The organism is Pseudomonas sp. SH10-3B, assembly GCF_019891415.1.
Lineage (GTDB): Bacteria > Pseudomonadota > Gammaproteobacteria > Pseudomonadales > Pseudomonadaceae > Aquipseudomonas.
Map to the genome: position 1 here is coordinate 359934 of NZ_JAFLXD010000001.1, position 13090 is coordinate 373023.

Annotated in this window: 14 protein-coding genes and 1 pseudogene; 10 read left to right on the top strand and 5 right to left on the bottom strand. The window is 51.2% G+C overall.

Going from position 1 to position 13090, the window contains the following annotated elements; translation table 11 throughout:
• Positions 1–97: 97 nt before the first annotated feature.
• Together J1G35_RS01780 and J1G35_RS01785 are read left to right on the top strand one after the other, a co-directional pair.
• A complete protein-coding gene (locus tag J1G35_RS01780) occupies positions 98–940 on the top strand; it encodes a chromosome segregation protein SMC (RefSeq protein ID WP_223013061.1) in 843 nt (280 codons plus the stop codon).
• A 93-nt stretch (positions 941–1033) separates the two neighbouring features.
• Positions 1034–1213 (top strand): hypothetical protein, encoded by a 180-nt coding sequence (locus tag J1G35_RS01785; RefSeq protein ID WP_223013063.1) that lies wholly within the window; start codon positions 1034–1036, stop codon positions 1211–1213.
• A 182-nt stretch (positions 1214–1395) separates the two neighbouring features.
• Here the strand turns inward: J1G35_RS01785 and J1G35_RS30815 are convergent.
• Positions 1396–1494: pseudogene (locus J1G35_RS30815) on the bottom strand (VOC family protein); the annotation flags it as partial.
• Between the two features lie 305 nt (positions 1495–1799).
• Here J1G35_RS30815 and J1G35_RS01790 point away from each other — a divergent pair.
• From J1G35_RS01790 to J1G35_RS01805, 4 genes are all read left to right on the top strand, one after another.
• Positions 1800–2693, top strand: coding sequence for a hypothetical protein (locus J1G35_RS01790; RefSeq protein WP_032888667.1), 894 nt, complete (start codon positions 1800–1802; stop codon positions 2691–2693).
• Positions 2694–2784: 91 nt separating this feature from the next.
• Positions 2785–4053: a PAS domain-containing methyl-accepting chemotaxis protein gene (locus tag J1G35_RS01795; RefSeq protein WP_032889264.1), complete on the top strand. Its 1269-nt coding sequence runs from the start codon at positions 2785–2787 to the stop codon at positions 4051–4053.
• Between the two features lie 180 nt (positions 4054–4233).
• On the top strand, positions 4234–5271 hold the full coding sequence (locus tag J1G35_RS01800; RefSeq protein ID WP_032888665.1) for a GGDEF domain-containing protein: 1038 nt from the start codon (positions 4234–4236) through the stop codon (positions 5269–5271).
• A gap of 404 nt (positions 5272–5675) precedes the next feature.
• The gene (locus J1G35_RS01805) at positions 5676–6005 is read left to right on the top strand and encodes a hypothetical protein (protein WP_223013065.1); all 330 of its coding nucleotides are present in this window, start codon (positions 5676–5678) and stop codon (positions 6003–6005) included.
• Positions 6006–6148: 143 nt separating this feature from the next.
• On the opposite strand, the gene J1G35_RS01810 is transcribed toward J1G35_RS01805, so the two are convergent.
• The 4 genes from J1G35_RS01810 to J1G35_RS01825 form a co-directional block, all read right to left on the bottom strand.
• The gene (locus J1G35_RS01810; RefSeq protein ID WP_223013066.1) at positions 6149–6688 is read right to left on the bottom strand and encodes a hypothetical protein; all 540 of its coding nucleotides are present in this window, start codon (positions 6686–6688) and stop codon (positions 6149–6151) included.
• A gap of 24 nt (positions 6689–6712) precedes the next feature.
• Positions 6713–7408: a hypothetical protein gene (locus tag J1G35_RS01815; RefSeq protein ID WP_223013068.1), complete on the bottom strand. Its 696-nt coding sequence runs from the start codon at positions 7406–7408 to the stop codon at positions 6713–6715.
• Positions 7409–7644: 236 nt separating this feature from the next.
• On the bottom strand, positions 7645–8652 hold the full coding sequence (locus tag J1G35_RS01820; RefSeq protein ID WP_223013070.1) for a DUF262 domain-containing protein: 1008 nt from the start codon (positions 8650–8652) through the stop codon (positions 7645–7647).
• Positions 8652–9203: a hypothetical protein gene (locus J1G35_RS01825; RefSeq protein WP_047540617.1), complete on the bottom strand. Its 552-nt coding sequence runs from the start codon at positions 9201–9203 to the stop codon at positions 8652–8654. Before J1G35_RS01825 ends, J1G35_RS01820 begins: the two co-directional genes overlap by 1 nt.
• A gap of 992 nt (positions 9204–10195) precedes the next feature.
• Between J1G35_RS01825 and J1G35_RS01830 the strand changes: the two genes are divergently transcribed.
• From J1G35_RS01830 to J1G35_RS01845, 4 genes are all read left to right on the top strand, one after another.
• Complete coding sequence (locus J1G35_RS01830; RefSeq protein ID WP_256097810.1) at positions 10196–10366, top strand: KTSC domain-containing protein; 171 nt, start codon at positions 10196–10198, stop codon at positions 10364–10366.
• A 248-nt stretch (positions 10367–10614) separates the two neighbouring features.
• Complete coding sequence (locus J1G35_RS01835) at positions 10615–11448, top strand: EamA family transporter (RefSeq protein WP_223013072.1); 834 nt, start codon at positions 10615–10617, stop codon at positions 11446–11448.
• A gap of 132 nt (positions 11449–11580) precedes the next feature.
• Positions 11581–12108, top strand: coding sequence for an RNA polymerase sigma factor (locus J1G35_RS01840; RefSeq protein WP_053134181.1), 528 nt, complete (start codon positions 11581–11583; stop codon positions 12106–12108).
• On the top strand, positions 12101–13057 hold the full coding sequence (locus J1G35_RS01845) for a FecR family protein (RefSeq protein ID WP_223013074.1): 957 nt from the start codon (positions 12101–12103) through the stop codon (positions 13055–13057). Before J1G35_RS01840 ends, J1G35_RS01845 begins: the two co-directional genes overlap by 8 nt.
• Positions 13058–13090: the final 33 nt, after the last annotated feature.

Sequence of the window (13090 nt, forward strand, 5' to 3'; positions counted from 1 at the left end):
GGCATGCCTACTGATCGAGGTAACGCCGGCTCAATCCCGGCCTCGCCAGCCGTCCGACAACCATCCCTATCAACCGCAGTACCCAGAGACAATACAGATGAACACTATCCAAGAACTGACAGACCGCCGCGACACACTGACCCTCGAAATGGAGAGCATCCAGCGCGACCTGGCGCCCTTCGAAGAAGCGCTGGAGAGCCCAGAGGTTATCCAGCAAAGCCGTCAACGCGCAGTGCAAGATGAAATCAACGATCACAAAAGGCGCATCGACTCGCGAGGTCATGAGATCTATCGCCTGAATCAAAAGATTCATCGCCTCGAGGCACTGGCGAACCGTGAGAGCTTGGCTGCGGACTACATCAGCGGCATGGCGAACTGGAAAGCCGACGAGATGGAGCTTAACGAAAAGCGCAGCAGCATCGAGACCAGGTTGCAACAAGTCCGCCAGAGCGCTCAGGAAGACATGACAAAGGCTCGACAAGCTGAAACGGACGCAGCAACCGCCTATGCACAGGCTGTCGCGTGGGGCGATGTGGAGGGCGAGAAAGCTGCTAACGCCGAAGCTCAAAAGGCAGCAAAAAACCTCACAGCTGCGGTTGAGCATCACCGCCGCCAACAGTTGCTCATCGCGGCGCTGGAGCAGGAGCTGGTAACGATTGATCTGCATATCACCGAGGCACAAAAAGAACGCGCCAAGATCGAGAATAACGCGGCTCACCTGGTGAACACTGTGCTGGAAGAACAATGGAACGAGGCAGCGAAAGCACTGCTGGAGACCGGCGGCAAGCTATGGGCTGCCCGCAAACTGATTAATCGTGATCCGGTTGCGCTGCTGAATCTGGACATCCCTGAGCAAGGTGAAAACTTCGGAAGCTGGACCTTCCGCGAGCTTGCAGAACGCTCACACCAACACAGCCTGCTTGACCTGTTGGCGGCCTAATCAAAACCCTCCCCGAAACAACCGGCGAGGGCCGGTTGCTTCGGGCCTACCATCGGTCTAACCATGAACCCAATACCAAAGAACAGCGCTCAGATGCCTGATGACCTAAAGGCCCGAAAGCTGCATTTAAACGGGATAATTGTCGGCATGGCTGGCGTGGAAAAGCTCAACGCAAGAGCAAACAAAAACACCAAGGTTGAGACGCTCACGATTGATGCAATCAAGGCAGAGCTTGATTTCATTGACGTCCGACTCAAAAGAAAGGGAGGGTGATGAAGAAGCGGAAGCCTAGAAAGCTTCCGCCTCGCTATATCCTTGCATCACAACCATACCCAGATTCTTCGGCTTTCAGTCTTTGGCGGCTGCGACCTTATGACAGCTTCCGGCCATTAACGGACGTTGAACTACGTCCGCTTAACCCCAAATCTGACTATCGGCTTGACTCAGATTCAAATTCAGATTGAGCAAATCGGCTTCTCACCCAACCGCTCTACCAACCTGATGAGATAACCGTCGGGATCCTGGGCGATGAATTCACGCTGGCCCACTCCAAGATGGGTTAGATCCTGCAACTATAGTTCGGTGCCACGAGGGGATCGTGGCGAGCATCATGATGCAAGGGCGGGCGGGAATTATAGTGACGCGTTGATGGCTGCTATTGGTCGAAGGGATTTATGCACGCCGCGCATCTTTAGGCAGCTGGGCATCGATCAGACACACTCGGATAAGCGGTGATCGAAGCGCGTCAGGTCATAAAACATTTTTGGGGTGAACCTGCCAGCGGTTCGAATACGCATATACTCTGCGTATTGCGACTGGTAGCTGTTTGATATTACCGATTAAGGGTTGTGTAACTTCGATGAACAAGACTGATCTGCTTGAGTATTTGAAAGAGACCAGTTCCGAAATGACCAGGGGCAATATAGATGAAGCTGTTCTACTGCATTTCGATTTGGTCATGGAAAGCTATCGAGAAAAGCCTTCATTTTATAAAAATTTGTGGAAATATGACCGGTTCATGGTGGCCCTGTCTTTATTGAGCTTCAGCTACAAAGACGAGAAAGCTCCTTTATCCAAAGTAAAGGCATTTTGCCAAGAACGTGGCTATATGTCTCGAAACAGCCTGGACTCTTATTGCTCATTCTTGTCCATCGCCGGATATCTGGATGTTCGGCTACATGGCCAGGATGGACGTCAACGCAGTTTCCGACCTACGGAAAAAGCGCTAAGCAATACCGTGCAACTAATCAAATCGTATTTGATGCCTTCGCAAATGCTCTCTCCATACGACAGCTGGTTATCGGGTTTGGGGCAGAATGCTGATCTATCGCGCGTATATTTTCGAGGGTTTGCCAAGATACTTGAAGGTGACTTCCTGCTCGACAAGCTGTTGCCTGAAGCGAAATGGATTCTCAACCGGGACGGCGGTCATCTGCCGATGCTCGCACTCTATGCTGATGCCCTGCGCACCGGCTCGTTAGAGACCGGCTACAACGTATCCTCTTACGTTGAGCTTTCATCGCGTCTGGGCGTGTCCAAAACGCATATGCAGCGCATGATCAAAGAAGGCCAATTACTGGGCTATTTCAAATGCGACAAACGTTTGGTGGAGTTAAGTCCGGCCTTTCTCGAATTGATACGGCGGGCCATGTCAATCTACTTTGCAATTGCACGTGTCAGCATGGAGTTGGGAGTTGATGAGAGCGAAGTAGAAAACGAGCCTGGTGGTATTTGCAGTGTTTGTGGGCGTTAGCGCGATGAGTTCGCTTGTTATTCGATCGTCCTTTTGGGGAGCGATTTAATCACTGTCCTTTTTGTTGTAATTGTTTATGCCGGAGTTCAGCGTGTTTAATCGCCAGTTGAAGAATGCTCTTTTTACCTGCCAAGAGGAATTGTGCCTGGCGCTCGGGACAGTCGCCGACATCGAAGCGGTTTTTCTTTCAGTACGTGTCAATGGAGATGGCCAGATTATCTCGGCCAACCAGCGGTTTGCGCAAACGCTGGGATACTCGCTGGAACAGCTTTCAAATATGGCAATGAGTAACATCAACGCGGAACTGCAGAATGATTTTGCACCCAACCTGTGCGCCATCGAGCGGCAACGCTATCGTGCCTCCGACGGCCGTGCTGTGACACTTAATATAGCCTGGATCGCTGCAGCGAACCGGACGTTTCAAGGCTACGGCATGGTTGCACCACCGCTGGAGCGGGACGAACAGGAGGCCATCGAAATGTTCAGCGCACTGAACCGCTCGATGGCGATCATCCAGTTCAGTCTCGCGGGTGAGGTCGTTTACGCCAACGAATCGTTCGTCCAGGCCATGGGTTACAGTCTTGCGGAGATACAGGGCAAGCATCACCGCCTGTTCTGCCTGGCGGAGGACGTGGCGTCGGCGCATTACACCGAGTTCTGGAAGCGTCTGAACAAGGGCGTGTTTAACGCTGGTCGCTTTCGCCGGGTAGATAAAAGCGGAAAAGTGGTTTGGCTGGAGGCTACTTACAATCCCATCAGAGACGCTTCCGGCCGGGTTTATAAAATTGCCAAATTCGCCAGCGTAGTGACCGAGCAAGTTGAAAAAGCCGACGGAATCAAACAAGCAGCGACCATGGCTTACGACGTGTCGCTAGATGCCGATGTGAAAGCTAACCGAGGTATGGAACTGGTCGCCGACTCCGTGCTCGGCACACAGAATATTGCCCAACAGATGGCCTTGGTGACCGATAGCATGACCGCGCTGGAATCGCAGTCGCAGTTGATCGGTTCCATCGTCGACACGATCGGCGCCATTGCCACCCAGACAAATCTCTTGGCGCTTAACGCCGCGATCGAAGCTGCACGCGCTGGAGTGCATGGGCGGGGATTCGCTGTCGTGGCGGATGAAGTGCGCAAGCTCGCCGGCCGTACCAGTGTGGCCACGCAGGAGATTAACGGCGTGGTCAGGCAAAATCGAGAATTGGCCGGCGAAGCCGCGTTGCATGTCCAGTGCAGCAGAGACCAAGCCGACGTTTTATTGGAGTTGTCCGAACAGGCAGGTATGGCGATGGCGGCTATACAGTCAGGCGCAAAGCAAGTAGTGAAAGCCATTGGTAGAGTCACCAGCGATCTGCATTGAACGCTCTATCTGCGTCGCGGTAACGCCTCCTCCTATGGTGAAAGCAATATGGAAGTTTTTTGCGTGCAGTTTTTCTGATTGATAACAGGCGTTTGGATGCTGAAACACACTTAATTCATTGATCAGGTATGCCCAGGCGTTGACATCACATTCAGGTCGTTTCGGAAAAGGAGTTTAGGGATGCCGGCGATTTTCAAAATCAGACCAAGAATGCGAACGCTGCTGTCACCAGCGGTAACCAAGATTGAAATGGCGGGAATTGTTTCCTGGCTTTGTGTGTTGCTGGTTGAGCCTGCGACAACGTTAAAGCTGCCAAACCTTTTGGTTACAGCATCGTTGTTGGTTATTTGGTACGTTCATCGCGTAGTTGCTGATTTCCGCATATGGAGAATGCTCGGCGGCGTCTATATATTGGTTTTGTCACTCGGCTTTTCGCATGTGATTGACACCAATGTGCAGCTGCGCGTCTTTACGCTGCCCCTAGCTGTGATCATCGTGGTAAGCAGTGCTATCTTATTCGTCACGGTTCAGGACTATCTTCTGTCTACACTGCTGGTCTGGATACTGATGTGGCCCACTTTGGACGTTGGGTTTTACCGGGAACTGGAAGTTTATCTGGTCATTTTTTGCGTTGCTTCCGTGTCCATCGGTTTTACTCTCAGCTTTACCTATCTAAGAAACATGCGGTCAGTGTTGTTGGTCGAAAGTGAATTCAGGACATTGGCAGAGACAGATTTTCTCACCTCCTTACTTAACCGACGGGCGTTTATGGGGATCTTCCAAAATGCATTGGCAGAAGGTCACAGCGGCTACTTTATAATGTTGGACATTGACGGGTTTAAATTAAAAAACGATCAGTACGGTCACGATGTAGGTGACAAGATTTTGTGTGCAATGGCCGCGTGCCTGAAATCCACCCCTGGCAGCCACAGTGTCGGGCGGATTGGTGGTGAGGAATTCGGTGTCTTGTTGTTGGGCGAAGATGATGCTGTTGCTAATGAATACGCGTTGCGCCTGCTGGCCAACATCCGTTGCAGTGTATTGCCTCCGCATCAATTCACTTGCAGCGCGGGCGTCGCGCAGTTCCGAGCGACATCGGACATGTCAGCAGTGCTCAAATGCGCCGACAGCAATATGTATAAAGCCAAGCATGATGGTAAGGATCGGGTGTTTCAGGATGGAAGGCAGGTCAAACCGCTACTTCCTGTAACTACTTAGTTAAGATTTGACTGGAGGACGTCTGTGAAAATCGTTTTCGAAGAAATCGAATCTCCCCTTTGTTGCTTGCTTACGCTGGGCACCTTCACTTTAATGTTCCAGAACCGTTCAGAGGCTGAAAGCTTTCTCAAGCTCCTGATGGGGGCGGAGACATCGTTCAGCCCACATCGCTGAGCGTCTGCTTATGGCCGAAATCTGCCGGTCGTGGGTTACTGCTTTCGCCCCATAGCGGTCCTCCACGGTAGACAGCACGTAGCCTAATTGTCTAACGAGAGAGGAGTGGGAACCACAGGAGAGGCGGTAATGGTAACTGAGTCAACTCGGCGTCTGCACCACCAGCAAGCAAAGCTGTGGCTGAGTTAGAATCGGCTAACTGAAACATTAGGTTCTCTGTGAGAAAAATGATGAATACCGACCTTACTGAAGAAGAGATGCGCCGGGCGTTATTTGGGCCGACCGAACCACCTGCGCCAACACCTAAATCGCACCAACAGGACATCGTCCAGGAAGCCGTGGCAGTACAGGCTATTAAAGCTGCAAAGAAGAAAGTCTCGAAAGGCTTTACCCCTAGGCTCAAGGTGACTCTGCGGGTGAGCAACGAATTTGAGGGTAAGACATTCGAGATCGTTCATGAGGCCGATACGCTGAGTACGCTGCTGGCAGAGCAGGAGGCCACCAAGACAGCCAGGAAAAAATTCATGTATGTAGAAGTTATATCGGTAAAGTCAATGTAACGTACATTTCCCCAAGTGCTTTGAAAGGCGGCTGTCGGCCAATAGTGGTCGGCGGCGGCGACAGTTATTCCATGATTAAACCCGTCCTGCGTCCCGTCACGCTGCCGCACCACTCTCAGATTGGTATATCCATCGGTTCTGAGTTAGCAGCGACGCTTAGGGCGACTGTATCCGGCTTGTTCGAGAAGTTTACTAGCCTCGTTAATGTCAAGCGAGTACCTGTCTGGATCCATCAGATCGGTGTAAAACTCTGCGCAACCACCGACGACATGACCGCTCCAGATTGAAATCTCTCTATGCTCTTTGCGAAATAATTTAATAAAGAAACCTTTAAAGGCAGATGCTAGAGAAAAATTAGACCTGTAAGGGTTTCCCTTACTCACATAGTCATCCCAATTTAATCTAATCGGAAGGCGAAAACCCTCCATTCTAGTGGACAGATCTAAAATAATATTAAATGTCAGAAATTCTATTCTGACCCCTAAAAGGTCTTGTGCCAAGATTCTATTTAATACATTATTTCGTCCTTCATCGGTATTGTATAAACTAGTCCATATACCTTTCTGGGACGACTGAACCACGATGATGTGAGCGCGCTGAATCGAGCCGGAATCATCTACGACTATCGCATACTCTGCTGCGCACGGTTGACGATCATTGCCAGCATAAAAAATTTGCTTCACAAAATAATCTCACTATATTGGCGCTCAACTCAAGAAAGCCACAAGTTTACTTCCGAACTGCGTAGTCTGTTTTGATAGGCAACTTTCCGCACTTAAAATCATTTCAAGTTGCTTTACTTCAACCAACCCCTTTTGGTAAAGGTCGCTCCAGATACTGTCAAGGATTTCATGATTTTCTATTAGTTCGGGCATAGCGCTTGCAATAATCTGAGATAGGGAAACTGTGGTTTGGTATGGCTTACTTCGTTTGTTTTCCGTAAACCAATGATCAGGGTCTTCGAAAAGCTTTAGCAGTCGAATGTGAGAAACAGTGCACACGTCTACAAAGTTAAGGAATATTTGTCGATAATCATCACTTGGGCATGTGGGTAGCGCAGAATTTACTACAGCATTTCGCAATGCTTCAAGCTTTTCTGCCTGATGATTTCTTAGTGATATATTGCATACTTCTGCAACCGTACTTACAAATGCTTCATTTTCCTGAAGTCCTGCTTCGGTAACAACTCCTTGTTCTATTAGGTCGTTAAGAGCAGCTCCAATCGCAAGTATTGTTTCCGTACGACGCTTATTTAAAGGAGCCTCAAGAACCGAATTAAAAATTTCCAACAACGGGCTTCCCACAACGGGTATTGCACCTATGGCAGCTCTTCCAATGCGATGTAGCTTTTCCTCAACCGGTTCGATTTTTGGATCGATCGTTTCAAGATTAATTTTTTCCATGATTAGCGAATCCCTGACATGTCATTTGAGTGGGTGTCAAATATTGATTTAGCGTCCAGATGGCAAGAATATCAATTTAATCCAGCGCTAGGTAGTGTTTCTCCGTTAGACCCTAGCGCCAAATTACTTCCCCCAGTATGTTCAAGCGCACCGTATACAGCTCCATACGCAGCTCGTTCATACAAGGTGCTATATAGATATCTCAATAATATAGGGCGCCTGAAACGCCCTATCAATTAGATAGCACTTCTAAGTACTTTATTGATTATTTCACCACGAGCTATCCGATTTCCTCGGTCGTTGCTAGCTTGCAATGCAGCCTTGTAATATCGCTCTACATCGGCGCTACCAGTATCCAATCCTGCTCCAGCTATATCCACAGAGCTAAAGAAGGCTTCAAGCTCGCGACGAACATTTGGAACTGCCAAATCAACATTGGCAATAATTATTAGCTTATAAAGCTCTACGAATATTGTGAAAAAATCTGCCTTTTTAAATGCTCTTGATTTTGGGGGGAAGTTAAGCCTGCTAATGAAGGTGAGAACGCTTTCAAAATTCTGAAGCAGTATTTCCTTTGAGTCGAACTCTTCATTGAATTTTTCTAGGAATACTTCCACCTCATTATCTCGATTGAAGTATGTGCTCATTACCGTAGCGACCAAACTAGCGCAGTACATCACATCATTCATTCGCTTGACATCTGTAGATGTGAAAACCCGATAATCATCGAAAAAATCTAATTGAGAGATTTTTTCTGCGAACTTTTTAAATTCGCCGCCATACCGAGCGTTATGGATCTCCATAGCATTCAGCCCATAGCTCGTCGAATTGATCCTTTGGAATACTTGTTTTATTTGATCGATAGACATATTGCCAAGATCACGAACTACGACTTTATATTCCAAAAATTTGACCTGGTCGACTTCGCTAAGTTTATTATAGCTGGGAAGGTCTTTTGGAAGGCGCAAATCTGTCGAGCCTTTGAAGTACTGGTAAAGGGTGGTAATCCGTTGCTGTCCATCGACGAGCATCTCGGCACCTTCACCGGTTTTTGTATCAACCTTTCCAGCGGCAATATAAATCTCTGGAAATGGATAACCTTCTAGAACAGTCTTGATAAACTCGATTTTATCCTTGTTAATCCAGACTAAACGCCGCTGAAATTCCGGCTGTGGAATCAATGTCGTATTTCCTATTGCGGTCAATAGTACACGAAGACGCCTATTTGATGCCGAGGTATCCATTATGCTAGCTCCTTGCATTGGTCGATGCAGATTTTTTGATACTCTTGCAGGAAAAAATTAGAGTGATACAGGCCAGCTCGAATCGCATACGGCCCATAATGACCGCTCGAAGTCAAGGCATTGAAGAAGTCCCACCACTTAGATGTGAACTCAAAGTATTCATTTCGCGGTAGCTTATCTGGCCTGATCCAACCTTCTGACAGATATTTAAAAAAAGAATTCGCTTTTGGCCAGTCAGCTCCGCCTTTCTTAAATAGGTATGCCTCAGTCCAGATTCTCTCAAACAGCGCTGAGGAAACAACAGCGATATCGATATCTGACTCATCATGAAATGATTGGAATCTACGGCTTGGCTTAATACTAAAGCCTAACTTCCCAGATCCAACCATTATTACATCATTGAACTCCACTCCAAAATGCTCACAGACTTGTTCTTTCAAGCGATAATGCTGGTCGGGACTTAGAACTTGGCTTTCAGCCCCCAATATATATTTTCTAATGATTTGTAAGCTTGTTAGACCAACTAAGTCTTGTTTGAATTCTTCGATCATCTATAAGGCCTGCCTTGGCTGGAAGGAGATCACCTTGCCTCTATCACGTTCTCACAGTGGAATATATATCAGTGCAGTGGGTTGACGCCATCAGTCTGCCACCCCGTTTAGAGTTAAACATTATGGAGGGCAAACGGGGGGCATAAATATCTTAGGGGTTCTGTTCCTGGCTGGTAGGGGTCACGTGCGAACGTCCGCTATTGGCCGATTTCTGCCTGTCGCAACCGTCAGCTTTGGGTCGATTACTGCCTATCACGAATGGCAGCTACTGGCCGGTAGCGGCCCTTCTAAACGAAGCCCCTCGGTCGATGGCACCCGCCGCAATCATCACAGACAGCTCCTACCAAGGCATTAATTGATGTAACACCTCTTCGCCATGTAACACGCATATCAGCAAACCAGACACAGCTGTGTAACGCCATATAAATCCATTAAAATCAAATAGTTATATACTTATGTAACACGCGTAACACCGGTAACACGGTTTTTTTAGGGTAGCCCCCTAGCCCCTTTGGTATTGCTCCTTCAGCGAAGCGAGGTGGACCATGCTCTTGGCTTGGGTTCGATGGTGGGGACCCTGGAGAATTCTTCTAGGTACGGGGCATAAAACCCGCGGAATCGTGTTAGCGGGTAGCCTCCCAGCTTAGTGAACAGGTGAACCTGGTGAACTCCAGTTCACCTGTGCATTTGCCCTACCGTTTAGGCGATCCGAGAGCATCCTTACCAGTACGGTAACGATGCCCTCTTTTCTTCAAAATCCTTTCAATTTCAACGATTGAAATTTCAGTAACTTCCCACGCCTCCCACTAACTCGATCCCGCGGGTTTCATGCCCCGTACCTGCAATAATCTCCCAGGGTCCCCGGCGGGTTTTGGGCCTGTGAACCCTACACACGGCAGATTGGCTTAGTATCGAGTGACCGAGCTACCAACCTGGAGCTCGTCTCAGCTAGGGAAAGTGACATGGATATGGTTGCTGTTCGATCTGATGCAATGACCTCTGTTGGCTACGATGCTGCCACCAAGAGAATGAGAATCCGCTTTCAGCAAGGGCACTCCTACGACTTCTGTAACGTCCCCCCGACGATCCACCAAGGGTTGATGTCAGCTAGCTCAAAGGGCTCTTACTACAACCGGTACATTCGTGATCGCTACCAGTGCTGAGGGCATGGTTGAGAGGTAGCAAGGAGGGGCATGTATGCCCATATGTATGCCTAACTCACAGCACACCGACAAAACCCATATATAACAGCACCATACAGTTCCAGTTCAAATGACTGTGTAGCCACCAAGTACTAAAAACGGCTTACCGAAAGGTAGGCCGTTTTTTTATGCCTCGAAAAAAGTACCTGGGGCATACTCGCAGCCCCCACTCCCTTGATACAGAACCGAGCCCCATAGGACATCCCTTCATGAGCTTTGATGTGTTCGCAATCATCATGCTGGGCGCTGCGCTGCATGCCACTTGGAATGCCGTGGTCAAGGGCGGTGACGACAAGCTGCTGACCACGTGCATGATCGCGCTCATGGCATCGCTGATCGCATCGACGGTCATTCCGTTTCTGGAACTGCCGGCCAAGGAAAGTTGGCCCTTCATCGGCGCGTCGGTGATTTTGCAGGTGGTGTATTTCGTGCTCGTCGCCTCGACTTACCGCATTGCCGACATGAGCCAGACCTACCCGATCATGCGCGGCACCGCGCCGTTGCTGGTGGCGACGGCGAGCGTGGGGCTGTTGTCCGAATCCCTGTCCTCATTTGCCTGGCTCGGCATTGCCGTCATCTGCATTGGCATTCTGAGCATGGCTGCAACCCCTGGTGCCGGTCAGCGAAAAGGAATGTTCCTTGCGCTGGTCAACGCCGCTGTCATCGCCGGCTACACCCTGATCGATGGCGTGGGCGTACGCAAATCCGACGCCCCGGCGGCGTATACGTTGTGGATATTCCTGCTCACCGGCATTGCGCTTGCCGCATGGGCATTTGCCGCCAGACGGCGCGAGTTTTACCGCTATATAGCGCACCACTGGCGCCCTGGCGTGATCGGCGGCTTCGGTACCGTCGTGTCCTACGGCCTGGCGCTTTGGGCAATGACGGCGGCACCGATCGCCACGGTTTCAGCGCTCCGGGAAACGTCGATTCTGTTTGGCGTGGTGATCTCGGCGCTGGTGCTCAAAGAGCAACTGACCCGTCGCCGTATCGTAGCGGCGTGCATCATTGCCGGCGGGGCGATGGTGTTGCGACTGGGCTGACGCGCCGGTCGAGCCCATGACATGCCCGGCAGGACTGCTCTCCAAACAAATCCCCCGCCACCCTATCAAATGAGACCATTTCTCATTAGTATGCCTGCTATTCGCGCAATGCCGCATCAGGGTATCGGGGCCATGGAGACAGGGACGCCAGGGGATCAGGAAAAACTCAGCGCCGTTTTTATCGGGCAGCGCAGTGCGTTAATCCGTATGCTGTCGCGCGTCGTCGGCTGTTCGAGCCAGGCGGAGGACCTGGCCCAGGAAACCTACCTGAAGGTGGCGAAAGCGCTGTACACCCGCCCTATCGAACACCTGAAGCCGTTTCTTTATCAAACCGCGCAGTACCTGGCCTTTGATCATCTGCGCAGTGTGCGCAGTAAAAGGCGCTATGAATGCCATCTGGCCGAAAGCCTGGTTGTCGAGGTGCCCACCACGGCCCCCGGACCGGAGAGCCAGGCCCAGGACCAACAGCAACTGCTGCAGTTTCAACAGGTGCTCGCTACCTTGCCCAAACGCCAGCAACAAATCCTGGTACTGCATCGACTGCATGACCTGTCCCAAAGCGAGATCGCCCAACGCCTGCAGGTGTCGTTGAGCACGGTGGAAAAAGATCTGCGCCACGCCCTCACTGCCTGCGTCAAGCAAACGACCTACCATGATTGATCGTGCCGACATCCCCGATGCCATACGTAAGCAGGCGACCGACTGGTTCGCCCAGCGCGATGAGACGGTGCGCAACCCCATCACCCGCCAGCGCTTTGAGCAGTGGCGCGATGCGGATCCCCGGCACGCCACGGCGTATGCGGAACTGGCCGCGATGTGGGAAAGCCGCGCCTTCGAGCAAGCCTTGAAAAACCTCGCCGGCGACCTGGAATTGCCCCCTGCCCCGCAAGCCGTCACGCACCGCAAGACACGCTTTATGGCCGCCGCCGCTGCCGTGCTGATCACGCTGGGCATCGGCTGGATGGCTGATGTGCCGATGCGCCTGCAGGCTGACCACATGACCGACGTCGCACAGCTGGAACGCTTTGACTTGGAGGACGGCTCGCACATCGTGCTGGGCAGTCACAGCGCAATCAGCATCGCCTTCGACGGCGCCCATCGCCGCATCAAGCTGCTGCGCGGCGAGCTCTACGTCGAAGCCGCCCATGACTCAGAGCGCCCTCTTAGCATCGAAACCGCCGAGGCCAGCGTCACCGTGGCCGGCACACAATTCAGCGTCAGCCAGCGCGACGCGGGCGTCACCGTCGCCGTGCGCCAAGGTCAGGTGCGATTCGCCAACCGCAAGGGTGAACAGAGCCTGTTGCAGGCGGGCAACTGGCAACAGCTGCTGGGTGGGCATCTGCAACCGCTGTCCTTGGACGGCGGTGAACGACAGATGGCCTGGATCAACGGACGGCTGTCGTTCCAGAACGCGCCGCTGGCGCAGGTATTGGCAGAGATCCGCCGCTATTACCCCGCACCGATCCTGCTCTTGAACGATACCGCCGCCGGTGAGCGGGTCAGCGGCAATTACCAACTGGATAACCCCCAGGCGATTGTGCAGGCGTTGAGTAAAGTTACTTCCACACGGGTCCAGCGCCTGCCTGGCGGCATCCTGGTGATTCGCTGACACAGAGCCCCTGACACCGTCGAAAAAAGTTTT

Excerpts from the sequence above, each read along its gene's own strand:
- J1G35_RS01780 (WP_223013061.1), top strand. The coding sequence starts at position 98 with ATGAACACTATCCAAGAACTGACAGACCGCCGCGACACACTGACCCTC.
- J1G35_RS01790 (WP_032888667.1), top strand. The coding sequence starts at position 1,800 with ATGAACAAGACTGATCTGCTTGAGTATTTGAAAGAGACCAGTTCCGAA.
- J1G35_RS01800 (WP_032888665.1), top strand. The coding sequence starts at position 4,234 with ATGCCGGCGATTTTCAAAATCAGACCAAGAATGCGAACGCTGCTGTCA.
- J1G35_RS01825 (WP_047540617.1), bottom strand. The coding sequence starts at position 9,203 with ATGATCGAAGAATTCAAACAAGACTTAGTTGGTCTAACAAGCTTACAA.
- J1G35_RS01835 (WP_223013072.1), top strand. The coding sequence starts at position 10,615 with ATGAGCTTTGATGTGTTCGCAATCATCATGCTGGGCGCTGCGCTGCAT.
- J1G35_RS01785 (WP_223013063.1), top strand. The coding sequence starts at position 1,034 with ATGCCTGATGACCTAAAGGCCCGAAAGCTGCATTTAAACGGGATAATT.
- J1G35_RS01805 (WP_223013065.1), top strand. The coding sequence starts at position 5,676 with ATGAATACCGACCTTACTGAAGAAGAGATGCGCCGGGCGTTATTTGGG.
- J1G35_RS01820 (WP_223013070.1), bottom strand. The coding sequence starts at position 8,652 with ATGGATACCTCGGCATCAAATAGGCGTCTTCGTGTACTATTGACCGCA.
- J1G35_RS01830 (WP_256097810.1), top strand. The coding sequence starts at position 10,196 with ATGACCTCTGTTGGCTACGATGCTGCCACCAAGAGAATGAGAATCCGC.
- J1G35_RS01840 (WP_053134181.1), top strand. The coding sequence starts at position 11,581 with ATGGAGACAGGGACGCCAGGGGATCAGGAAAAACTCAGCGCCGTTTTT.
- J1G35_RS01845 (WP_223013074.1), top strand. The coding sequence starts at position 12,101 with ATGATTGATCGTGCCGACATCCCCGATGCCATACGTAAGCAGGCGACC.
- J1G35_RS01815 (WP_223013068.1), bottom strand. The coding sequence starts at position 7,408 with ATGGAAAAAATTAATCTTGAAACGATCGATCCAAAAATCGAACCGGTT.